21 protein-coding genes are annotated in these 21,582 nt (G+C 68.9%); 11 read left to right on the top strand and 10 right to left on the bottom strand.

Going from position 1 to position 21,582, the window contains the following annotated elements; translation table 11 throughout:
- Nucleotides 1–34: 34 nt before the first annotated feature.
- The gene (locus ACFVVM_RS20280) at nt 35–1,393 is read right to left on the bottom strand and encodes an NAD(P)/FAD-dependent oxidoreductase (RefSeq protein WP_387620320.1); all 1,359 of its coding nucleotides are present in this window, start codon (nt 1,391–1,393) and stop codon (nt 35–37) included.
- 133 nt (nt 1,394–1,526) lie between these two features.
- Between ACFVVM_RS20280 and ACFVVM_RS20275 the strand changes: the two genes are divergently transcribed.
- Nucleotides 1,527–2,381 carry a LysR family transcriptional regulator gene (locus ACFVVM_RS20275; RefSeq protein ID WP_387620318.1) on the top strand — a complete coding sequence of 285 codons (855 nt, stop codon included), beginning with the start codon at nt 1,527–1,529 and terminating at the stop codon, nt 2,379–2,381.
- 31 nt (nt 2,382–2,412) lie between these two features.
- Here the strand turns inward: ACFVVM_RS20275 and ACFVVM_RS20270 are convergent, their stop codons facing one another.
- Both ACFVVM_RS20270 and ACFVVM_RS20265 read right to left on the bottom strand, forming a co-directional pair.
- Complete coding sequence (locus ACFVVM_RS20270; protein ID WP_387620315.1) at nt 2,413–3,066, bottom strand: hypothetical protein; 654 nt, start codon at nt 3,064–3,066, stop codon at nt 2,413–2,415.
- Nucleotides 3,067–3,117: 51 nt separating this feature from the next.
- Nucleotides 3,118–4,086: an aminoglycoside phosphotransferase family protein gene (locus ACFVVM_RS20265; RefSeq protein ID WP_387620312.1), complete on the bottom strand. Its 969-nt coding sequence runs from the start codon at nt 4,084–4,086 to the stop codon at nt 3,118–3,120.
- 113 nt (nt 4,087–4,199) lie between these two features.
- Here ACFVVM_RS20265 and ACFVVM_RS20260 point away from each other — a divergent pair, with 113 nt between their 5' ends.
- Entirely contained in the window at nt 4,200–4,643 is a 444-nt protein-coding gene (locus ACFVVM_RS20260) for a GNAT family N-acetyltransferase (protein WP_387620309.1), read from the top strand.
- A gap of 21 nt (nt 4,644–4,664) precedes the next feature.
- On the opposite strand, the gene ACFVVM_RS20255 is transcribed toward ACFVVM_RS20260, so the two are convergent.
- From ACFVVM_RS20255 to ACFVVM_RS20245, 3 genes are all read right to left on the bottom strand, one after another.
- A complete protein-coding gene (locus ACFVVM_RS20255; RefSeq protein WP_387620307.1) occupies nt 4,665–5,315 on the bottom strand; it encodes a Uma2 family endonuclease in 651 nt (216 codons plus the stop codon).
- Nucleotides 5,316–5,416: 101 nt separating this feature from the next.
- Nucleotides 5,417–6,373 (bottom strand): electron transfer flavoprotein subunit alpha/FixB family protein, encoded by a 957-nt coding sequence (locus ACFVVM_RS20250; RefSeq protein WP_387620304.1) that lies wholly within the window; start codon nt 6,371–6,373, stop codon nt 5,417–5,419.
- Between the two features lie 37 nt (nt 6,374–6,410).
- Nucleotides 6,411–7,196, bottom strand: a complete 786-nt coding sequence (locus tag ACFVVM_RS20245; protein WP_387620301.1) for an electron transfer flavoprotein subunit beta/FixA family protein — start codon at nt 7,194–7,196, stop codon at nt 6,411–6,413.
- A 190-nt stretch (nt 7,197–7,386) separates the two neighbouring features.
- Between ACFVVM_RS20245 and ACFVVM_RS20240 the strand changes: the two genes are divergently transcribed.
- The 4 genes from ACFVVM_RS20240 (at nt 7,387) to ACFVVM_RS20225 (ending at nt 13,147) form a co-directional block, all read left to right on the top strand.
- Complete coding sequence (locus ACFVVM_RS20240; protein WP_387620298.1) at nt 7,387–8,175, top strand: class I SAM-dependent methyltransferase; 789 nt, start codon at nt 7,387–7,389, stop codon at nt 8,173–8,175.
- A complete protein-coding gene (locus ACFVVM_RS20235) occupies nt 8,172–9,731 on the top strand; it encodes a 1,4-alpha-glucan branching protein domain-containing protein (RefSeq protein ID WP_387620296.1) in 1,560 nt (519 codons plus the stop codon). The genes ACFVVM_RS20240 and ACFVVM_RS20235 overlap by 4 nt, the downstream gene beginning before the upstream one ends.
- Entirely contained in the window at nt 9,728–10,981 is a 1,254-nt protein-coding gene (locus tag ACFVVM_RS20230; protein WP_387620294.1) for a glycosyltransferase family 4 protein, read from the top strand. Before ACFVVM_RS20235 ends, ACFVVM_RS20230 begins: the two co-directional genes overlap by 4 nt.
- A 174-nt stretch (nt 10,982–11,155) precedes the next feature.
- Entirely contained in the window at nt 11,156–13,147 is a 1,992-nt protein-coding gene (locus ACFVVM_RS20225) for a TerD family protein (protein ID WP_387620291.1), read from the top strand.
- Nucleotides 13,148–13,181: 34 nt separating this feature from the next.
- Here ACFVVM_RS20225 and ACFVVM_RS20220 read toward each other — a convergent pair whose 3' ends face one another.
- Nucleotides 13,182–14,501 (bottom strand): putative glycoside hydrolase, encoded by a 1,320-nt coding sequence (locus ACFVVM_RS20220; RefSeq protein ID WP_387620289.1) that lies wholly within the window; start codon nt 14,499–14,501, stop codon nt 13,182–13,184.
- Nucleotides 14,502–14,616: 115 nt separating this feature from the next.
- Here ACFVVM_RS20220 and ACFVVM_RS20215 point away from each other — a divergent pair, with 115 nt between their 5' ends.
- A complete protein-coding gene (locus ACFVVM_RS20215; RefSeq protein ID WP_387620286.1) occupies nt 14,617–15,618 on the top strand; it encodes a polysaccharide deacetylase family protein in 1,002 nt (333 codons plus the stop codon).
- Between the two features lie 2 nt (nt 15,619–15,620).
- Here the strand turns inward: ACFVVM_RS20215 and ACFVVM_RS20210 are convergent, their stop codons facing one another.
- Entirely contained in the window at nt 15,621–16,913 is a 1,293-nt protein-coding gene (locus tag ACFVVM_RS20210) for a PQQ-binding-like beta-propeller repeat protein (protein ID WP_387620284.1), read from the bottom strand.
- A 144-nt stretch (nt 16,914–17,057) separates the two neighbouring features.
- On the opposite strand from ACFVVM_RS20210, the gene ACFVVM_RS20205 reads away from it, so the two are divergent.
- Together ACFVVM_RS20205 and ACFVVM_RS20200 are read left to right on the top strand one after the other, a co-directional pair.
- A complete protein-coding gene (locus ACFVVM_RS20205; RefSeq protein ID WP_387620282.1) occupies nt 17,058–17,807 on the top strand; it encodes an acyltransferase in 750 nt (249 codons plus the stop codon).
- Nucleotides 17,808–17,847: 40 nt separating this feature from the next.
- The gene (locus ACFVVM_RS20200; protein ID WP_387620280.1) at nt 17,848–18,384 is read left to right on the top strand and encodes a DUF1697 domain-containing protein; all 537 of its coding nucleotides are present in this window, start codon (nt 17,848–17,850) and stop codon (nt 18,382–18,384) included.
- A gap of 50 nt (nt 18,385–18,434) precedes the next feature.
- Here ACFVVM_RS20200 and ACFVVM_RS20195 read toward each other — a convergent pair whose 3' ends face one another.
- Nucleotides 18,435–18,803 carry a MerR family transcriptional regulator gene (locus tag ACFVVM_RS20195; RefSeq protein WP_387620277.1) on the bottom strand — a complete coding sequence of 123 codons (369 nt, stop codon included), beginning with the start codon at nt 18,801–18,803 and terminating at the stop codon, nt 18,435–18,437.
- A 59-nt stretch (nt 18,804–18,862) separates the two neighbouring features.
- Between ACFVVM_RS20195 and ACFVVM_RS20190 the strand changes: the two genes are divergently transcribed.
- On the top strand, nt 18,863–19,744 hold the full coding sequence (locus ACFVVM_RS20190) for an aldo/keto reductase (RefSeq protein WP_387620274.1): 882 nt from the start codon (nt 18,863–18,865) through the stop codon (nt 19,742–19,744).
- Nucleotides 19,745–19,879: 135 nt separating this feature from the next.
- Here ACFVVM_RS20190 and ACFVVM_RS20185 read toward each other — a convergent pair whose 3' ends face one another.
- Nucleotides 19,880–20,080, bottom strand: a complete 201-nt coding sequence (locus ACFVVM_RS20185; RefSeq protein ID WP_387620272.1) for a hypothetical protein — start codon at nt 20,078–20,080, stop codon at nt 19,880–19,882.
- A gap of 125 nt (nt 20,081–20,205) precedes the next feature.
- Between ACFVVM_RS20185 and ACFVVM_RS20180 the strand changes: the two genes are divergently transcribed.
- Nucleotides 20,206–21,261: a pentapeptide repeat-containing protein gene (locus ACFVVM_RS20180; RefSeq protein WP_387620270.1), complete on the top strand. Its 1,056-nt coding sequence runs from the start codon at nt 20,206–20,208 to the stop codon at nt 21,259–21,261.
- The last annotated feature ends 321 nt before the right edge of the window (nt 21,262–21,582 follow it).

Here is a 21,582-nt window from a genome sequence, read left to right as displayed (position 1 = left end):
GCTGCTCTCGCCAGCGGGCCGATAGGAAGAAGGGTCAGACGGAGGCGCCCACCCGTTCCGATTCCGGTCGGCGCTCCTCGGTGTCGACCGGTGCTGCCGGGGCAGCCTTCGGCGCTGCCTTCCCGACGTTCGCGGTCCGGCCGACCTTGCCGATCCTGCCGTTCTTCGCGGCCTCGGCGAACCCGGGACGGGCGGTGCCGAGGAACGAGGCCAGCCACGAGGCCGCCGTGGCGACCTGGTTGCGGAAGCCGACGAGGTACAGCAGGTGCACGGCCAGCCACATCGCCCAGGCGATCGTGCCGCGGAAGCTGATGCGCTCGTTGAGCTGCACCACCGCGCTGAACCGGCTGATCACCGCCATGCTGCCCTTGTCCCAGTAGACGAACGGGGTACCGGCGTCGATCCTGCGGCGGATGATGTCGGCGGCGTGGCGGCCCTGCTGCATGGCCACCGGCGACTGGCCGGGATATCCGTTGAGCGAGGTCATGTCGCCGATGGCGAAGATGTCGGCGTGCCCGCCGACGGTCAGGTCGGGGTTGATCAGCAGCCGGCCCGAGCGGTCGGTCGCCACCCCGGTGGCCTCGACCAGCACCTTCGCGAATCCACCGACCTGCACGCCCGCCGACCACACCACGGTCTCGGCGGCGATGCCGCGCTCGATGCCGTCGCCGTCGCGCACGGTCACCTTGCCCTCGTCGATCTCGGTGACGAAGGTACCGAGCAGCACCTCGACGCCACTGTCGGTGAGCGAGCGCTTCGCGTACTCCGAGAGTCCGCCGCCGAAGGGCGGCAGCACCTCGCCCGCGCCCTCGACCAGGGTCACCGAGACCTCCTGACGGAAGTGCCGCTTGGCGAGCTCCTTGATCTGGCCCGCCACCTCGACGCCGGTCGCGCCCGCGCCGACCACCACGAAGCTGAGCAGCTTCTGCCTGGTCGCCGCGTCGGCGCCCTTGGCCTGGGCGAAGACGCGGGTGATCTGCTCGCGTAGTCGCTCGGCGTCCTCGAGGGTCTTGAGCGAGAAGGTCTTCTCGGCGAACTCGTCGCGGCCGAAGTAGCCCTGGCTGGCGCCGGTGGCGGCGATCAGCGAGCCGTAGCGGATCTGGCGGGTGCCCTCGGCGGTCTCGTAGGTGAGTACCGCGGCGTCGGCATCGATGCCGGTGACCTTGCCGAGGCGCACGTCGCCCTCGCGGTGGCGGCGCAGTACGTTCTTGATCGGCGGGGCGATCTTCTCCGGTGCGAGCACGCCGGTGGCGACCTGGTACAGCAGCGGCTGGAACAGGTGCTCGGGTGTACTCGAGATCAAGACGTAGTTGATCCGTGACTTGGCCAGCTGCTTGGCAGCTGCCAGGCCGCCGAAGCCCGAACCGACGATGACGACATCAGTGTGTTCCATGATCGCGCGCTCCAAGATCGGTAATGATTCCTTTCATATGAGTAAACGCGATGCGGAACGGAAACGTTTCCCGTGTTTGGGCGCATACTTACGATGACTCTTATCTGTATGACTAATCAATGGAGGTCAGCGCGTGGAACTTCGCCAACTGGCGTACTTCGTCGCCGTCTGCGAGGAGCTCAGCTTCAGCCGGGCCGCGAGCCGATGCTTCATCTCCCAATCCGCGATCAGCCATCAGATCGCGAGACTGGAACGTGATCTCGGTGCGCAACTGTTCGAGCGCACGACCAGGGCCGTCGTCCCGACCGACGCGACCCTGCGCCTGCTGCCGCTGGCCAAGCAGATGCTGAGCCTGGAATCGGCCATCCGCGCGGCCGTGCGCACCACCGGGCCCCGGGTGCGGCTGGCCGCGAACATGTCCTTCGCCGCGCCCTCGCTCTCGGCGATCGCCGCCGCCCGCGCCGCGCACCCCGACGCCGAGATCGAATACGTCATCAAACCGTTCCGGCAGCGGATCAACGCCGTCGCCGACGGTGACTGCGATCTGGCCTTGATCCGCGGCAGCGTGGAGCAGCCCGGGCTGGCGGTCGAGCAGTTGTGGGTCGAGGACCTGGTGATCGCCATCTCCAGCAGTCACCCACTCGCCGAACGCGGCGCCGTCACCCTCGCCGACCTCAGCCCCTACCCCCTACTCCTGCCCCCGGAACAGGAACAGGTCCTGCTCCACACTCTCATCCGCACGGCCTTCGCCGACCTCCCCACCGGCCCCACCTTCGGCCCGCCCATTCCCCCCGACCACACCGCCACCATGGAACTCCTCAACCGCCCCGACGCCTGGACGATCCTCTACGAGGGCCCCACCAAGGGCCTGCTCACCCTCGACCTCACCGACCACCGCCTCCGCATCCCGGTCTCCGCCGTCCTGCGCGAGGACGGCCGCCAGCACGCCATCATCAAGACCCTCCTCGACGCCCTGCATCGCGACTGAGTCGCCCTGGCGGATCGTCGGGGTTCGTCGCTCAGACGAACCCCTCCTCGACGAGTTCGAATCCGTCGGGCCGGACCCGATGGCGCTGACCGGACCCGCCGGCGACGCGACACCAGCTCTCGACGATCAGCTCGTCGGCGCCGTCCGGGTCGAAGGTGATCGAGAAGCCGCCGTACATGCCGGGAATCGGGCACCACATCACGGCGTCGGGATACTCGAGCAGTGGACCCACCGGCGGGGTGCGGAACCGGCTCTCCGTACACAGGTCGAACGCGCGGCCGAAAATGACTGCCCGCAGCTGACATTCGAGTTGGGCGAGGGTGCTCGCGGAGATCTCGCGGGAGAGTTCCGGTTCGAGCATGACCGCGAGGTGATCGCGGCCCCGCGCGGCCGCGATGTCGGCGGCGGTCTCGCCGTCGGTGGTGCGCAAGGTGCGCCACGCACCGAACGTCAACAGCCGCTGGACAATCGGCTCCGGCGCCCCCTGGAACGCGGCCTGATGCAAAGGTGCGAACCGTGACCACCCGCCGAGCCGCGGCAGGTTGACCCGCCTGCTCCCCTCGCTCAATTCGAAGACGACATCCCACTCCCCCAGCCGCGCCGCATCGGCGAGCCGATCGCGAATCACTGCTTCCTCTTCGCGCAGGATCGTGCGTCGGCCGGTGCCCTCCCAGGTCAACTGCATGTCCGCAGCTTAACCAGCGCCAGCGCATGTCCGATCCGAGAGCCGGTTCGGTCAGCCGAACGGCAGATCGGCGAGCGCGTAGGCAACCGCGGTATGCAGGGCGAGCATTTCGGCGTCCTGATCCTCGACGGCCCACGTCATCTCCTCGACGGCGCGAATCAGCGCCCAGCCGCGGGCCCGTTCCGGGTCGACATCGAGACCGGCCGCCGTGCTGGCGACAACGGAATCAGCGTGTGCGCGAGAAGGATTCGACTGAACTTGGATCATCAGCAGGAATCCGGCATCGAAGGCGGCCTCGCCCAGACACGGCTTCGGATCGATCAGCAACCACGGTTCCCGTTCGGCGCCAAGGATGTTGCCGAGATGGGTGTCGCGGTTGACGATCAGCAGCGGCCCATCCGGAATTGCCAATTCGGCACACCAGTGGTCGACCACCTCGCGCAGCGGACGCGAAAGCACCTCGCCCAGACGCGGATCCGGGTCCTCGAGCCGCGTGCGCAGCCCCGCGATGAGATCGTCGGCCACAGGCAGCGACGGATAGCCCGCGGGAACCTCGGTCAACGGCCTACGCAACCGCCGGTAGAGCGAACAGGCCAACGCCACCTTCTCGGCATTCTCCGGCCGCCCCTCCAAGCTCGGAAACCCCGGCTGGACCAGCAATTCGGCCCCAGGTGCCCACTCCAGCAGCATCGCCCCACTGCCACGATCGAAGTCGAGCAACCGCACCGCACCATCACCGTCATAGACATGCAGTGCCGTGGCCTCCGCGACATTCTCCTCGTCGACCATCGGCACCTTCAACACCACCGTCGACCCGTCCACCCGCCGACAGGTCACCACATACGCATGGGTCCCACCCCCGAACGGCGCAGAGAACCCACTCAACCCCCACTGCCCTGCCAACCCCTCGACCACACCGGGCAATTCATCGATCCACCGCACCCCAGCCGCCCCGAACACCTCCCGAACCGTCGACTCCACCTCGACCGGCAACGACACCACATTGCGCCCCAACGACATCACTCCACCCTGCCGATCCGCCACTCATCCCGTCAATCCGATTTCTCCGGACGACACCGGACCAGCGTCAAATCAGCTCGACGGAAAACGCCCCGACCTGACACCCTCCACGCATGACCGATCCATCCGCTTCCGAATTTCCCGACGGCTACGAGTTCTCCGCCGACCGCGCACGTATCGACGCCGCACGGGTGCACACCTGGCTGTCCACCGACTCCTACTGGGCCGAGGGCAGACCGCGCGAGCAGCAGGATCGGGCCATCGCGGGTTCCCTCAACTTCGGCGTGTACGACAGTGTTTCGGATGCGCAGGTCGCCTACGCCCGCATAGTCACCGACTACGCCACCTTCGGTTGGCTGTGCGACGTCTACGTCGACCGCGCCGTACGAGGCAAGGGCATCGGCACCGCGTTGATCACCGCCATACGCGAGCACCTCCAGCCGTTCGGCCTGCGCCGCATACTCCTCGCCACCGCCGACGCCCACGACCTCTACGAGAAGATCGGCTTCGAACAACTCGACAACCCGGACAGGTGGATGGCCCTCGGACGCCAGTGACCACCAGCCGACCTGCGCGGATCAGAAGACCAAGGCGGACCAGGGGATCTCGAGCGAGAAGGGGTAGGGGAAGGAGATGCCTGCTGCGGAGTCGGGTGTCCACTCGCCTGCCAGCAGGTAGTTCGCGTTGCGCAGGGGGCGCACGCCCGGTGGGAGTTCGGCGTGACCGGTCTCGAGGATGTACACCCGTAGTGCCGCGATGCCGGTGAGATCCTGTCGCAGTTCGACTTCCCAGTACGACGGAATCCCCGCCCCCGCGTATCGGGCCTTCTTCGCTTCGATCTCGGTCGGTGTGTTCGAGGGGGACAGCACCTCGCCGACCAGCACGGTGTCGGCTGCGCGCACGTCGGCTCCCGGTTCCAAGCAGCGGTGCACGAGGAAGTCCGGGGTGACGAAGTCGGACTTCCCGGTGTGGCCGAAGAAGACGTTCGTCTCGAGATTGCCGCGCCAGCAGCGTTCGGGGTGCAAAGACCTGTCGTCACTGGAACAACGTCGGATTTCCTGCGTGAACAACAAGGTGGCCAACTGATGCTCACCCGGCCCCCTGCGCAGCCACACCACCCGCCCGTCCCACAGCTCGATCTGGGCGGCGATCTCTTCGGGTAGCGCCTCGAGCTCCTCCCAGGTCATCCACTCGGGAAGGTCGGGGCGATCGACAGTCGGCTGGACCATCCACCCATGCTACTCAGCCCCGAAAACGCCAAAACTCGCCAGACCTGCCGTTTTCGCAACAACAGATCTGGCGAGTCAGGGGTAACTCGAGGCGGAGCTTCCTAGCCCTTGTGGGACTTGACGGCCTCGGTCAGCTGCGGGGTGACGTTGAACAGGTCGCCCACGATGCCGTAGTCCGCGATCTCGAAGATCGGGGCCTCTTCGTCCTTGTTGACCGCGACGATGGTCTTCGAGGTCTGCATGCCCGCGCGGTGCTGGATGGCGCCGGAGATGCCGAGGGCGATGTAGAGCTGGGGGGAGACCGTCTTGCCGGTCTGGCCCACCTGGAACTGGCCCGGGTAGTAGCCCGAGTCGACCGCGGCACGCGAGGCGCCGACGGCGCCACCGAGCGAGTCGGCCAGCGCCTCGACGACCGCGAAGTTGTCGGCGGAACCGACACCACGGCCACCGGAGACGACGATGCTCGCCTCGGTCAGCTCCGGACGGTCGCCGCCCACGATCGGCTCACGCGAGACGACCTTGACGACGCCCTCTTCCTGCGCGGGGACCTCGACGACGACCTGCTCACCGGCACCGGCCTGCGGGGCGGCCTCGATCGAACCGGGGCGCACCGAGATCACCGGCACGTCGCCGGTGGCCTTGGCGTCGACGGTGAACGCGCCACCGAAGATGGAGTGCACGGCCGAGCCGTCGGCGTTGACACCGATGACGTCGACGAGCAGACCGGAGCCGATGCGCGCGGCGAGGCGGCCCGACACCTCCTTGCCCTCGGCGGTGGCGGCGACCAGGACGGCGGCGGGCGCGGCGGAATCGACCAGCGCGGCCAGCACGTCGACCTTCGGGGTGACCAGGAAGCCCTCGATGTCGTCGGACTCGGCGACATAGATCTTCTCGGCGCCCGCGGCGGTCAGCGCGGCGGCCAGCTTGTCGGCGGTGCCGGCCGGGCCGGCCACGACGGCGGCGGGCTCGCCCAGGGTGCGGGCGGCGGTGAGCAGTTCGGTGCTGACCTTCTTCACGGCACCGTCGGCGTGCTCGACGAGCACAAGTACTTCAGCCATTAGTTCTTTCTCCTTCGAAGTCTCGGACGGGCCGGGATCAGATGATCTTCTGACCGATGAGGTAGGTGGCGATCTGGTTGCCGCCCTCGCCCTCGTCCGCGATCTTCTCGCCCGCGGTGCGGGCGGGCTTCGGGGTGGCGCCGGTGACCTGGGTGCCGGCGTTGGCGACACCGACGGTCGACGGGTCGATGCCCAGATCGGCCAGGGTGAAGACCTGAACTTCCTTCTTCTTCGCGGCCATGATGCCCTTGAAGGAGGGGAAGCGGGGCTCGTTGATCTTCTCGGAGACCGAGATGATCGCGGGCAGGGACGCCTCGAGCTTGAACACGCCCTCGTCGGTCTCGCGCTCGCCGGTGATCTTGTCGCCGTCGACGGTGACCTTGCGCAGGTGCGTCAGCTGCGGGATACCGATGTACTCGGCGATGATCGCGGGCACAGCACCGGCGCGACCGTCGGTCGCCTCGTTGCCTGCGATGACCAGCTCGACGCCCTCGACCTGGCCGAGCGCGGCGGCCAGCACGTAGGAGGTCTGCACGGCGTCGGAGCCGTGGATCGCCGGGTCGTTGATGTGGATGGCCTTGTCGGCACCCATGGACAGCGCCTTGCGGATGGCCTCGGTGGCGCGATCCGGACCGGCTGCGAGCACGGTCACCTCGCCGCCCTGGGCCTCCTTGATCAGCAGCGCTTCCTCGACAGCGCGCTCGTTGATCTCGTCGAGCACGGCGTCGGCCGCCTCGCGATCGAGGGTGTAGTCACCATCGGTCAGCTTGCGCTCGGACCAGGTGTCGGGGACCTGCTTGATGAGTACGACGATGTTCGGCATCGGTCTTCGTCGACCTCCTTCTGGGACACGGGTGTGGTGGCCGCACGAGCTGGGCCGTACGTCCGGGTGAGTAGCTCAGAGCGGAACACTACCCTACGCTAAGTTACTCGTGGGTAACCTACTTGCGCAAGAGGTTCGCAACCGATCCCTGGCTCCCACTCGAACCGGCGGTACCAGTAACGTCAGGGCCATGAGCGAGGCTGTGATCCCTGCCGCACCTGTGGCCGACACACATGAACCACTGCCACTGACCGGTGAGCGGACCGTGCCCGGCATCGCCGAGGAGAACTACTGGTTCCGGCGGCACGAGATCGCCTACGCCCGCCTGCTCGACCGCTGCGCCGGCAAGACCGTGCTCGAGGCCGGCTCGGGTGAGGGCTACGGTGCCGACATGATCGCGGGCGTCGCCGCGCGTGTCACCGGTGTCGACTACGACGAGGGCGCCGTCGCGCACGTGCGCGCGCGCTACCCCCGGGTGGAGATGATCCAGGGCAATCTCGCCGCGCTCCCGCTCGATGACGAATCCGTCGATGTGGTGGTGAATTTCCAGGTCATCGAGCATCTGTGGGATCAGGCGCAGTTCCTGCGCGAATGCCTGCGGGTGCTGCGGCCGGGTGGACAGCTGCTGATCAGCACGCCGAACCGGATCACCTTCTCCCCCGGTCGCGACACCCCGCTCAACCCGTTCCACACGCGCGAACTCAACGCGGCCGAGCTCACCGAACTGCTGGTCGAGGCGGGCTTCACCGTCTCGGAGATGCTCGGTGTGCACCACGGCGCGAGCCTGAAAGCGTTGGACGCCAAGCACGGTGGCTCGTTCATCGATGCCCAGATCGAGCGCGCGCTGGCCGGTGAACCCTGGCCCGCCGACCTCACCGCCGACGTCGCCGCGGTCACCATCGACGATTTCGACCTGCGCGCGGGCGATATCGACGCCAGCCTGGACCTGGTCGCGATCGCCGAAAAGGCAAGGCGTTGACCGACTCCCGCTCCACCGGGTCCGGCTCCGTGCCGGGCCAGTTCACGCTCGTCCTGCACTCGCATCTGCCCTGGCTGGCCCATCACGGCCGCTGGCCGGTCGGCGAGGAGTGGCTCTACCAGTCCTGGGCCGCGTCCTATCTCCCCCTGGTTCGCGTGCTGAAAAACCTTGCCGCCGAGGGGCGTTCACATCTGCTGAGCCTGGGCATCACACCCGTGCTCGCCGCCCAGCTCGACGATCCGCACAGCCTGGCGGGCATGCACCACTGGCTGGGCAACTGGCAGTTGCGCGCCGACGAGGCGTCCATGTCGGGCAACGTGGCGCTGGGCAGCCACGAACATCGACTCGCCGCAACAGCTTTGACGGAATTCGAGCGCGACTGGCGCCACGGCAGCGCGCCGGTCTGGCGCTCGCTCATCGACGCCGACGCGATCGAACTGCTCGGCGGCCCGCTCGCCCATCCCTTCCAGCCGTTGCTCGACGACCGGCTGCGCCGGTTCCAGCTCACCGAGGGCCTGGCCGACGCGCGGCTGCGCTGGGGCACCACGCCGACCGGCATCTGGGCACCGGAATGCGGCTACACCCCCGGCATGGAGCACGGCTACGCCGACGCCGGTGTGACGCATTTCATGGTCGACGGCCCGTCGCTGCGCGGCGACACGACCCTCGGCAGGCCGGTTCGCGACTCCGACGTGCTCGCCTTCGGGCGCGATCTGCAGGTGAGCTACCGGGTCTGGTCGCCGAAACAGGGCTACCCCGGCCAGAGCGCCTACCGCGATTTCCACCACTACGACCACGCGACGGGTCTCAAGCCCTCACGCGTCACCGGCAAAACCGTCGCCGGTCCTGACAAGGCCCCTTACGATCCGCAGCTCGCCGCCGAGGCCGTCACCCGCGATGTCGCCGACTTCGTCGAGACCGTGCGCGCCCGGCTGATCGAGGAGTCCGACCGCATCGGCCGCCCGGCCCTGGTGGTCGCCGCCTTCGACACCGAATTGTTCGGGCACTGGTGGCACGAGGGACCGCAGTGGCTCGAGCAGGTGCTGCGCGCCCTGCCCGAGGCCGGGGTCACTGTCGGCACCCTCGCCGACGCCCGCGACAACGGCTTCGTCGGCGAACCCGTGCAGCTCAACGACTCGTCGTGGGGTTCGGGCAAGGACTGGCGGGTGTGGGCGGGTGACCAGGTAGCCGACCTCGTCGAGCTCAACGCCGAGGTCGTTCGCTTGGCCTTGGACACCCTCGACAAGGTCCGTGGCGACGAGCCCGGCCTGCGCGATCCGGTCGCCGATCAGTTGCTGCGGGAGGCGATTCTCACCGTCTCCAGCGACTGGGCGTTCATGGTCAGCAAGGACTCCGCCGCCGGATACGCCCGCGACCGGGCACACCAGCACGCGCACGCCGTGCGGGAACTCGCCGAGGCGATCGGGGCCGGTCAGTTCGCCAAAGCGGCCCGACTCGCGGCAGGATGGAACGCGGCCGACGGATTCTTCCCAGGTCTGGACGCGCGGCGGTTGCCGACCGCCGTCCCGTCGGCCGCCCGTGAAGGATTCGTATGAAGATTTTGATGGTGTCGTGGGAGTACCCGCCGGTCGTGGTCGGTGGGCTCGGCAGGCATGTGCACCACCTCGCGGTGGAGCTGGCCGCGGCCGGTCACGAGGTGGTGGTGCTGGCGCGCAGGCCCACCGGCACCGACTCGCTGACCCACCCCACGCACTCCTACATCGCCGACCGCGTGCTCGTGGTCGCGGTGGCCGAGGACCCGCCGTGCTTCGACTTCGGTGAGGACATGCTCGCCTGGACCCTGGCCATGGGCCACGCGATGGTCCGCGCGGGGGTCGCGCTCGGCAAGCCCGGTGTCGGCGAGGGCTGGACGCCGGATGTGGTGCACGCCCACGACTGGCTCGTCGCGCATCCCTCGATCGCGCTGGCCGAGTACTACGACGTGCCGCTGGTCTCGACCATCCACGCGACCGAGGCCGGTCGGCACAGCGGCTGGGTGTCGGGGCGGGTCAACAAGCAGGTGCACTCCGTGGAGTGGTGGCTGACCAACGAATCCGATCAGGTCATCACGTGTTCGGCCTCCATGCAGGACGAGGTGGAACGGCTCTACGGACCCGAGCTGGCCCCGATCACGGTCATCCGCAACGGCATCGACGTCGGCTCGTGGAGCTTCCGTCCCCGCGCACCCCGCTCCGGGCCGCCGCGGCTGCTCTATGTGGGCCGCCTCGAATACGAGAAGGGTGTGCAGGACGCCATCGCGGCCCTGCCGCGCATCCGCCGCGCCCATCCCGGCACCACCCTGACCGTGGCCGGTGTCGGCACCCAGTTCGACTGGCTGCGTGAACGCGCCCGCGTGCACCGCGTCGCCCGTGCCGTGCACTTCGTGGGCAGCCTCGGCCACGCCGAACTGCTCGGCTGGCTGCACGGCGCCGACGCCATCGTCCTTCCCAGCCGCTACGAACCCTTCGGCATCGTCGCCCTCGAGGCCGCCGCCGCCGGTGTCCCCCTGATCGCCTCCACCGCGGGCGGGCTGGGTGAAGCGGTCATCGACGGCGTCACCGGCGCCTCCTTCGAACCCGCCGACATCGACGGCATCGTCGACGCCACCCGCGCCGTCCTCGACGACCCCGCCACCGCCCAGGACCGCGCCTACACCGCCCGCGAACGCCTCACCGCCGACTTCGCCTGGGACGTCGTGGCCGCCGAAACCGCCCAGGTCTACTCGGTCGCCAAACGCCGCGTCCGCACCTCCCTCGGCCGCCCCACCATCATCGAACGCCCCCTCCCGGAACGGGACCCGAAGTAGCAGGTCACGATACTCACGATGATTCAAACGTGAGTTGTGTAACACCGTAGCTCCTGGCGCCGACATCCCTCGGCATCGCCGCTGAATCGCGATGTGCGGCAAGGGGGTCAGCGCGTGGGTCGGCTGCATCAACCTTGCGGGTGTTGTGCCGAGCCGTCGAAGGGTGCTGCTGCTGTGTCGTCTCCGTCTCCGCTGTTGTCCAAGGGCCAGAACATTCCGCTGCCCGCGGATATCGATCGCATCGACATCGTGATCGGCTGGCCAGAGCCCGATGTCGAGGTGGACGCGTCGGCCCTGCTGCTCGGCGCGGACCGCCGGGTCGGGTCGGACGCGGATTTCGTCTTCTACAACCAGCCCGAATCCCCGGACGGTTCGGTGCGATTCCTCGGCACCAGCGCGACCGAGGAGGGCATGCAGGCCAGGATCTCGATCGAGCTGTCGGCCGTGCCCGCCGGGGTGCACACCGTCGCGCTGGCGGGCAGTGTCGGCACCGGGAACTTCGGTGCGCTCGGCAAACTCGCCCTGCACGTCATCGACGCGGCCGGGCACTCGCTGGCCGAATACCTCACCGCCGACGCCGATTCCGAGTCGGCGTTCGTCTTCGGCGAGATCTACCGACGCGACGGCAGCTGGCGGGTGCGCGCGGTCGGGCAGGGCTGGGAGTCCGGATTGACCGGGCTCGCCACGGATTTCGGGGTGTCGATCGACGACGAGCCCGAGGAGGCGCCCACCGCCGACCCTGCGCTCACCGTCGACCAGGCGCCCGCCGAAGCGATCGTGCGGCCCGATACCGCCCCGGGACCGAAGCCGACCACCCGTGGCCGCGGTGTCGCGACGGCCAAACGACCGGTGCGCAAGACCAAGCCGATCGAATTCCGGCAGGCCGAAGCCGAATCCTGGCAGCCCGCCCGGCTGTTCTCGGTCGTCGGGGTCGGTGCGGGTGAGGAACAGGAACGCCGCACCACCTCGGCGCTGATCTCGACCACGCAGGCGGTGCGGCCGTTCGCCCGGGCGATCTGCGCCCGAATGGGCGCTCCCGCCGGTGCTTTCGAGGGGTACATCGAGGTCCAGTACGAGTCCGGTGAGACGAAGGTGATCCCCGATGCCGTGCTCAAGGTGAGCCGGGGCAGCAAACAGTGGACCGGACTGCTCGAGGTGAAGACGGGCAACGGTAAGCTCCGGCGCGATCAGCTGGAGAACTACCTCGACATCGCGCGGCGCAAGAAGTACGACGTGGTGGTCAGCCTGTCCAACGACATCCCCGCCGGGCCAGGCGAACTGCCGGTGCAGGTCGACCGGCGCAAACTGGCCAAGGTCGCGCTGCGGCATCTGTCCTGGGCCGAGGTGGCGCACGAGGCGCGGATGCTGCTGTCCCACGGCGGCATCGACGACGCGCTGCAAGCCTGGGTCCTCGCCGAGTTCCTGCGCTTCCTCGACCATCCCCGTTCCGGCGCAGCGGAATTCGTCGACATGGGCAGGCACTGGGTGACCGTGCGCGACGCGGTCACCGCGGGCACCCTGCGCGCGGGCGACCAGAAGGCGCTGGCGGTGGCCGACACCTGGGTCTCGCTGTGCAGGCATCTCGCGTTGCGGCTCACCGCCGAACTCGGTGTCGAGGTCAAGCACATCCTACCGCGCAAATTCCAGTCCGACCCCGCCACGCGCGCCGCCGCGATCGCCGAACGCCTGGCCGCCGACGGCTCCTTCGAAGCCGTGCTGCGCATCCCCGACACCGTCGGCGACCTCACGGTGCTCGCCGACGTGCGCACGAACAAGGTGCACTGCCGGATCGCCCTCGCCGCCCCCGACGAAGGCACGTCCGGCCGTCGCGTGACCTGGCTGATCAAACAGCTCACCGACGCCCCCGGCCGGGTCCAGGTGGAGGCCGTCTTCTCCGAACGCGGCACCGAGTCCTGCGAACTGCTCGACACCGTCCGCGCCAACCCCAAGTCGCTCACCGACGGCCGCACCGGCTCGATCGTCTCGTTCACCCTCGAACAGAGCTTCCCCATGGGCAACAAGCGTTCCGGCACCGCGGCCAGCTTCATCGCCAGCGTCACCTCGGCCACCGACACCTTCTACGGCTCGGTCGTCCAGCCCCTGCGCGAATGGGTCCCCGCCGCCCCGAAACAAACCGACGTCATCCCACCCGAACCCACCGAATGAGCGCGATGGACCGCTGGGCGGCTCGCTCAGCGGCCTATCGGGCGGCGACCGGATCGATGCCGCCGCGGTGGTAGCGGGTGGCGGCGTTCCAGAGGAAGAAGCTGTCGATGCCCGCGGCTCGGGTGGCGTCGATCTGGGCGCGGAGCTCGTTGTCGCCGTAGGTGACGCCGAGGCTGAAGTCTTGGAGCCAGGGGATGACGGTGGCGCCGGTGTTGGCGGTGACGGCTTGGAAGTCCTGGAGTGAGCGGAAGGTGATGTCGTAGGGCTGGGCGTTGGGGTTGGCGACGCCGTACTCGCCGGAGTTCCAGTGCGAGGGGTAGACCATGGGGGCGACGAAGTCGACGCTGCGGGCGATGAGGGGGATGTCCTGGGCGATCTCGTCGGGTCGGGTCGAGGCGATGCCGTAGACGGCGGCGCTGAGGTGCGCGCCTGCGAGGTGTACGGGATAGCGGCTCTGGGCGAGGAAGTCCGCGACCGCCACGGACGGGGTGCCGGTGAGGCCGGTGAAATTCATGCTGTTCAGGCTGCCGTCGGGGCGGCGGACGTAGTCGTACATGATGCCGTCGAAGCCGAGCTGTGCGGCTTCGACCGCGAGATCGATGTTGTACCGGCGTACCTCGGGATGGGCGACATTGGTGAAGGCGATCGGGCCGTAGTGGCTGGAATAGGGCTGCCCGGAAGGGTTTTGGACGACCCAGTCGGGTCGGCCGTTGTGCCAGGCCCACGCGGCCAGCGTCGGATCACGGAACGCGACGATGCGACCGACCACCTGCAGGCCGAGATCGTGCAGGTGCGCGAGGGCGGCCTTGGCATCGTAAATCGCTGCGACGGCACCGGATTCGCGAGCCAGCGGCACCTGGGAGTCGTAGCCGACGACGCCGTCCTCGTCTTTGATGTCGAGCTGTACGGTGTCGATCCGGCCTTCGCGGGCGAGATCGAGTACGGCTTCGCGCAATCCCTCGTGTGACCACGCGTGCGCGGTGACGTGCACCGCCCGCATCCGCGGCAGCGTCACCGCGGTGACGGCGACACTGTTGCTCTGATTCCCGTCGGCGTCCACCGCGACGACCTCGACCGCGGGCGCCCATGGCACCTCGATCTCGAAGGCACCGTCGGGTGCCGGTGTCACACTCACCGAACCGACGGACACCCGCACCGCGTCGACAGCGTTGCCGCGCACCACAACCGGCGCGCGATACGAACCGACGGGTTCGGCAGGCAGCACCTGCAACGTCGGCGGCACGGTATCGGCCACCGGCGAACCGCCTGATCTGCTGAGCGCGAATCCGGCCGACAACGCGATCACCACCACGGCGAGCACCACACCGAGGACCGCCCGGAGCCGCAAACCCAACGCCCACACCAACTTCCACTGTCGTCGTCAGGCCACTATCCCGCAGTCCCGAGGATGCGCCGCCGGTTATCGAAAGATCGAGGGAAAACCTTTGCCGCCGCGTAATATCGCCACGATGGCAGGCGGTTCGAACACGATGATCCGGGTCGTGCCCGCCCTGTTGCTGGCCGCGGCACTCACCGCCTGCACGGCGCCGGCGCAGAGCGAGCAACCGGCGCCACCGGCGACGACAACGACACCGGCACCGCCGAATCCGGCCGAGATCGCCGCCAACGAACTGGGATTCGTCCCGGTCCTGATGTATCACCAGATCACCCCGAATCCGGCCGGCGAATACGACCAGACCCCCGCGGAGTTCCGCGACGAACTGGAACGGCTCCACCGCGAGGGCTACCGCCCGGTGACCGCCGCGCAGTACGTCGCCGGTGACCTCGACCTGCCCGCAGGCACCCATCCGGTGGTGCTCACCTTCGACGACTCCACCGGCAGCCAGCTCAGCTTCACCGACACCGGCGAGATCGCCCCGGACAGCGCCGCGGGCATCCTCGCCGAATTCGGCACCCGCTACCCGGATTTCCGGCCCGTCGCCACGTTCTACGTCAACAACGAGCCCTTCGGCGGCGACCCGCGCGCCCTGCCCTGGCTGGCCGCGCACGGCCACGAGATCGGCGCGCACACGGCCGGTCACGCCCATCTGGCGAGCCTGGACGCCGACAACGTGCAGCGCGAACTCGTCCAGAACGTGCGCGCCGTGACCGCGGCCGCGCCGGAGGTCACCGTGCGCACCATGGCGCTACCACTCGGCATCCACCCCCGTGATCACGCCCTGGCCGCCGCGGGCAGCTGGGACGGCACCTCCTACGCCTTCGACGCGGTGATGCTGGTCGGCGCGAATCCGGCCCCCGCACCGTACGGCGCCCTCGACCGCGGCGCCGTGCCGCGCATCCGATCGGGTCAGGGCGCGGTCCCGTTCGATTCGGCATACTGGCTGGACTGGCTGGCCGAGAACCCGGACCAGCGCTACACCGCCGACGGCGATCCCACGCGCATCTCGTTCCCCAGTCGGCTCGCGGCCGAACTCGACCCGCGTTGGTCGGACCGGGCCAACCCGTACTGAGGTCAGGCGTCAGGGGTGAAGGTGAAGATCTCGCCGAGCCGGGTCGCGACGACGACCTCGCCCTCCGGACCGATCGAGGTGCCGGTGGTGGTGCCGGTGGCGTCGGGCAGCGGGTCGGAGTCGACGGTGTTGCCGTTGCCGGTGTCGAAGGTGATCAAGTTGAGGCCGGGGCCGATCGCGGCGACCGTGTAGCCGATGCCGCCCGCAGTCTGCGCCGGTGTACCGCGCAGGGCGAGATCCTTGCGCTCCCAGGCGATCTCGGCACGGTCGCCGGAGTCGCGCAGGGCCGTCAGGTAGCCCTCGTCACCCGCGGGGATGATCAGGCCGTCGGCGACGGAGATGCCGCCGCTGGGGGTCCAGCCGAGGTCGTGGGTCCAGCGGGTGCTGCCGTCCTCGGTGTTCACCGCGATCAGGCGGCCGCTGTTGTCGCCGACGTAGACGGTGTCGCCGTCCGCGGACAGGGTCGGGCTGGTGGCGCTACCGCCGGTGAGCATGTCGGCGCTCCAGTCCTGGGTCACCTTGCCCTCGGCGTAGCGCATCGCACGCAGCGAGGCCGCGGCATTGCCCGGCTGCCACACGGTGACGAAGAACTGGCCGGTGGCCGGGTCGACGGCGGTGGTGTTGGCGACCGCGCAGCGCGGGCCGCCGGTGCGGCAGTCGTCGAGGCCGTCGCCGGAGGCGGGGCGGGTCAGGCCGGGGAACTGGAGGAAGTCGGGTTCGCCGAGCAGCTGCAAGGTCGGCACCTCGCGGCCGCCGGTCTGGCGGCTGAGCACGTCGACCTGGCCGGACTGGGTCACCGTCAGCAGCTTGCCGTCGCCGGTGAACTGGATCGCCACCGGCACCCCGGCCACGGGCGTGCGCCAGCGGGGCTGACCGAGGTAGTTGAACGAGTTCACCGCGCCGTCGTCACCGACGTAGACATTGGCGACCTGATCGACCACCGTCGGCGCCTCGATCGTGGAGGGTCCGAGCGGGTTGCAGAAGCGTTTGCGGCCGGTCAACATCTGGAAGGAGAAGATCGCGCAGTTGCCGGTGCTCGTCGTGACGAACATCTGGCCCTCTTCGCCGATCGTCAACGGCTGGGCGATCGGGCCGCCCACCGGGCGCGACCAGCTCAGCGACACCGACTCCGCACCGCTCACCGGACTGGCGCCGCCGTTGCGGCCGTCGTGATGGGCTGCGGGCCAACCCTTTCCGGCGCCGACCGTGATGTCGTCCACATCGGTGCCGCAGCCAGCCAGCGCCACCACACCGGCGGCAGCGAGCGAGGTCACGACGCGAGTCCGAGTTCGCACCTGCTGATCTCCCTGTGTCATCGAGCCAAGGATCGGGGTATGGCACGGTTAGTGTGCGCTCCGAAAGTACTCTGTGTACCCGATGACCGAATCCCCGGGTGGCAGGCCCGGCGGATCGCCGTTCCTTTCTCGAGGGAGTAGTTCGTGACGAGCATGTGGGGCGCGCCGCTGAGCGCGCGCTGGCGTGGATCCCGCCGCCGCGATCCGCAGCAGGCGCGGTTTCTGACCAGGGACTCGCTGCGCTGGGTGCTCGCCAACCGCGCGTACACCCCGTGGTACCTGGTGCGTTACTACCGGCTGGCCAAGTTCCGGCTGACCAATCCGCACATCGTGCTGCGCGGAATGGTGTTCCTCGGCCGCAACGTGGAGATCCACGCGACCCCGGAACTGGCCCGCATGGAGATCGGGCGCTGGGTGCACATCGGCGACGGCAACGCCATCCGCTGCCACGAGGGTTCGCTGCGCATCGGCGACAAGGTGGTGTTCGGCAAGGACAACGTCGTCAACACCTACCTCGACATCGAGATCGGCGAATCGACGCTGGTCGCGGACTGGTGCTACATCTGCGACTTCGACCACAAGATGGACGACATCACGCTGCCGATCAAGGACCAGGGCATCGCGAAGAGCCCCGTGCGGATCGGACCCGACACCTGGATCGCCGCCAAGGTGACGGTGCTACGCGACACCCGCGTGGGCCGCGGCTGTGTGCTCGGCGCGCACGCGGTGGTGCGCGGCGACATCCCCGACTACTCCATCGCGGTCGGCGCACCGGCCAAGGTGGTCAAGAACCGCAAGGTCGCCTGGGACGCCACCGCCGAGGAGCGCGCGGCCTACCTGGCGGCGCTGGCCGACATCGAACGCAAGAAGAACGCGGCGAGCAACGCGAACTGAGTTCCGGCGGGTGTCGGTGCCGATGGGTACGGTCACAGGCATGAACAGCTATGCGGCGTTGCTGCGTGGGATCGCGCCGTCCAATCCGCAGATGACCAACGACAAGTTGCGCGGGGTGTTCACGGGTCTGGGGTTCACCGACGTGGGCTCGGTGGTGGCCAGCGGCAACATCGTCTTCCGCTGCGCCGACACCGACGTCCCGGCCTTGGAGGACCGGATCCAGGACGCGCTCAACGCCGAACTCGGCATCCCCGGTGGCACCATCGTGCGCTCGCGCGAGGATCTCCAGGCCCTGCTCGACAGCGACCCCTTCCCCGGTCTCACCCACGGCCGCGGCACCTATCTCACCGCCACCTTCTTCAAGGCCGCCGAGGCGCCCGCGGAGATCCCCGATTTCGACGACCCCCTCGCCCGCGTGGTCGGCATCGACCACGCCGCCCGCGCGCTGCTGGCGGTCGTCGACAACACCGTCGGCAAGACCCCGGACTTCATGGCCTGGATGGAGAAGCGGTACGGCAAGGACATCACCACCCGTACCTGGCTCACGGTCCAGCGAGTGGTGAAGAAGATGGGCTGACGGCGTCATCGCCCAGTCGACAGGCGGGCCGGAGTCGGTGCCGGGCGACGTCAGGCCACAGATTCCAGCGAGCCGAGTCGCGTGGAGTCCGCGAGCAGAGCGGCGAGCGAGTCACGGGTGGCGGTCAGGTCCGCCAGTTGGGCCTGCAGGTCGTCGAGGCGCGTACGGAGACGACCGGCCATGCAGTCGCCCACCGTCGTTCCGCGGTTCTCCACGCACGGCAGGACCTCGCGGATCGTGCGCGTCGGCAGGCCCGCGGCGAGCAGCATCCTGATGTCGCGCACGACGTCCGGCGCGTTGTCGTCGTAGGAGCGATGCCCGCCCGCGGTGCGCTGGGCGATCAGCAGATCCTGCTCCTCGTAGTAGCGCAGCAGGCGAACACTGACCCCGGTGCGGTCCGACAGCTCACCGATCTTCATGTGATCCACCTCATCTTCGCTTGAATCTCACATCCGTGTCAGGTCATAGCGTCGTCGCCATGACGAACACGGAAACGATCTCGCACAGCACAACATTCACCCTCGGCGGAGATCTTCCCCTCCGCCGGATCGGCTACGGCACCATGCGCCTGGCCGACGGACCGCAGTCGCCCGGTGGCGCCGACGCCCCGATCTGGACCGCGCCCACCGACCGCGCCGCCGCCCTCGCCGTGCTCCGCCGTGCCGTCGAGCTCGGTGTGAATCTCATCGATACGGCGGATGCCTACGCGCTCGGCGCGGGTGAGGAGCTGATCGCCGAGGCGCTGCACCCCTATCGCGACGAGGTGGTCGTCTCCACCAAGGTCGGGATCGTGCGACCCTCCCCCACCGAATGGGTGCCGCTCGGCAACCCCGCCTACCTGCGTCAGCAGGCCGAGCTGAGCCTGCGCCGCCTGCGCACCGACCGCATCGACCTGCTGCACCTGCACCGCCTCGACCCCGCCTACCCGATCGCCGACCAGGTGGGCGCCCTGGCCCAGCTCCAGCAGGAGGGCAAGGTCCGCCACATCGGCCTGTCCGAGGTGACCGTCGACCAGCTCACCGAGGCTCGCCGTGTCGCCCCGATCGCAGCGGTCCAGAACCTCTACAACCTGGCCACCCGCGACCACGACGCGGTCATCGACTACACCGCGACCCACGACATCGCCTTCCTGCCCTTCTTCCCCGCAACCCTGGGCGACACCGCGAGCACCGTCGCCGCGGTCGCCACGGAACTCGGCGCCACCCCCACCCAGACGGCACTCACGTGGTTGCTCCACCGCTCCCCGAACGTGATCCCGATCCCGGGCACGACGTCCCCCACCCACCTCGCGGAGAACGTCGCAGCCTCGGCCCTGCGACTCACCGACGCCCAGTTCACGCGCCTGACCGCCGCCACGTAACCACTCCTGGACCGTTGATCACCACGCTCTCAGGTGAGTATCGGCCGAGTAGCGACCGCCACCAGAGCGTGGTGATCAACGGTCCAACCGACGCCGGGCCGAGTCCATCGGTCCGGCGACGTCGCACGACCCCTGCTAGGGGGCGAAGGTGAGGCCGCGAGCGGCCAGTTCCTCGGCGAGGATGCGGACGGCTTTGGGGCCGACACCGTGGATGGCGAGCAGCTGGGCCTCGGTGACCGAGGTCAGCTGGTCGTAGCGGGTGTAGCCGTTCAGGGCGAGCTCGCGAGCGGCCACCTTGCCGATGCCGCGGGGAAACTCGGTCTGGTTCTCGGTCATCGCGCCTCCTGGTCCAACAACTGTTCCTTCGATCATGCCGATCCGCCCGTCCTTCGCACCTCGCGGGCCGGCGTGATCGGCCGACGACTTGGCACGGTGCCGAAAGTGGGTGTAGGCAAGGAGAAATGACGACTCGGTGGGTGTGGGCTGGTGCGGCGGTGGGGGTTTCGATCGCCGCGGTGGTGGGGGTGAGCTGGTTCGTCGTGGCCGTTCCGGACCGGTTGCTCGGCGCCGACGGCGCGCGGATGACGGCGGTCGAGCGGGTCACCGCGGTGACCGCGATCCGCGCGCAGCTCATCACCTATGTGAGCGTGCTCGGTGGACTCGTCGTCGTCGCCTACGGCGTGTACCGGTACTACCTCGAGAAGGCCAAACAGCGCCTCGACGAGGACAAACACCTGACCGGCCTGTTCGACAGCGCCGCCGGACGACTCGCCGACCCGGAGCCCGCCGTCCGCGCGGTCGCCGTGCGCACCCTGTTCCGCCTCATGGTCGACTCACCCCGCGACCACCTGCTGGTCCTGCACTCGATGGGCGACGTCCTGCGCCGCTACGCCGTCCACGACCAGCACCCCGACGGCCGCCTCTCCCCCGAGGTCGCCGCCGCCGTCGACGCCCTGCGCGACCGACCGCATCGCGACGAACCACGCCCCCTCGACCTCACCGGCGTCTGGCTGCGCGGCGCCGACCTGACCGGTGCCGTGCTGCGCGGCGTCCGGCTCGGCCGCCCACAACACCCCGGCGCCGACCTGTCCGACGCCGACCTCACCGCCGCCGACCTCACCGCCGCCAGCTGGCCCCGCGCCCACCTGTCCGGCGCGCGGCTCCACCGCGCCCGCCTCCACCGCACGGACTTCACCGCCGCCGACCTGACCGGCGCCGACCTCACCGACACCGTCGCCACCGAGGCCCGCCTCACCGACGCCACCCTGTTCCGCGCCGACCTGTCCCGCGCCGACCTGCGCGAGGCGAACCTGTCGGGCGCCCGCCTGCGCGGTGCCATCCTGGAATCCGCCGACCTCACCGGCGCCAGCCTGACCGGCGCCGACCTGTCCGGCACCGACCTGCGCACGGTCCGCGGACTCACCGAGACCATGGTCCGCGCGACGACCATCGACGCCACGACGGCGCTGCCACCCGGCATGAACCACCCCGAGCTGCCCGTCCCCTCCGCCGGATGAGCGCCCTCCCGGGGATCGGTTAGGGTGGCCGGACAGCATCGCACCACGTCATCACAGGGAGTTCCGTGCTCGTCCAGCCCGCCGTTTCCCTTGTCGACGGGTTCCGAACGCACCGACGATCCCTTCGCACGATTCGACCGGCAGAAGATATCCGGAAACAATTCGACCGATCAATTAACACGAACAATCCACGGTCGGAATATCCCATTGATATCATCGAACCGGAAACCGGAAACCGGAAACCGGAAACCGGAAACCGGAAACCGGAAACCGGAAACCGGAAACCGGAAACCGGAAACCGGAAACCGGAAACCGGAAACC

This window comes from Nocardia sp. NPDC058176 (assembly GCF_042883805.1).
Classification (GTDB): domain Bacteria; phylum Actinomycetota; class Actinomycetes; order Mycobacteriales; family Mycobacteriaceae; genus Nocardia.
This window is presented reverse-complemented; position numbering and strand designations above follow the sequence as displayed.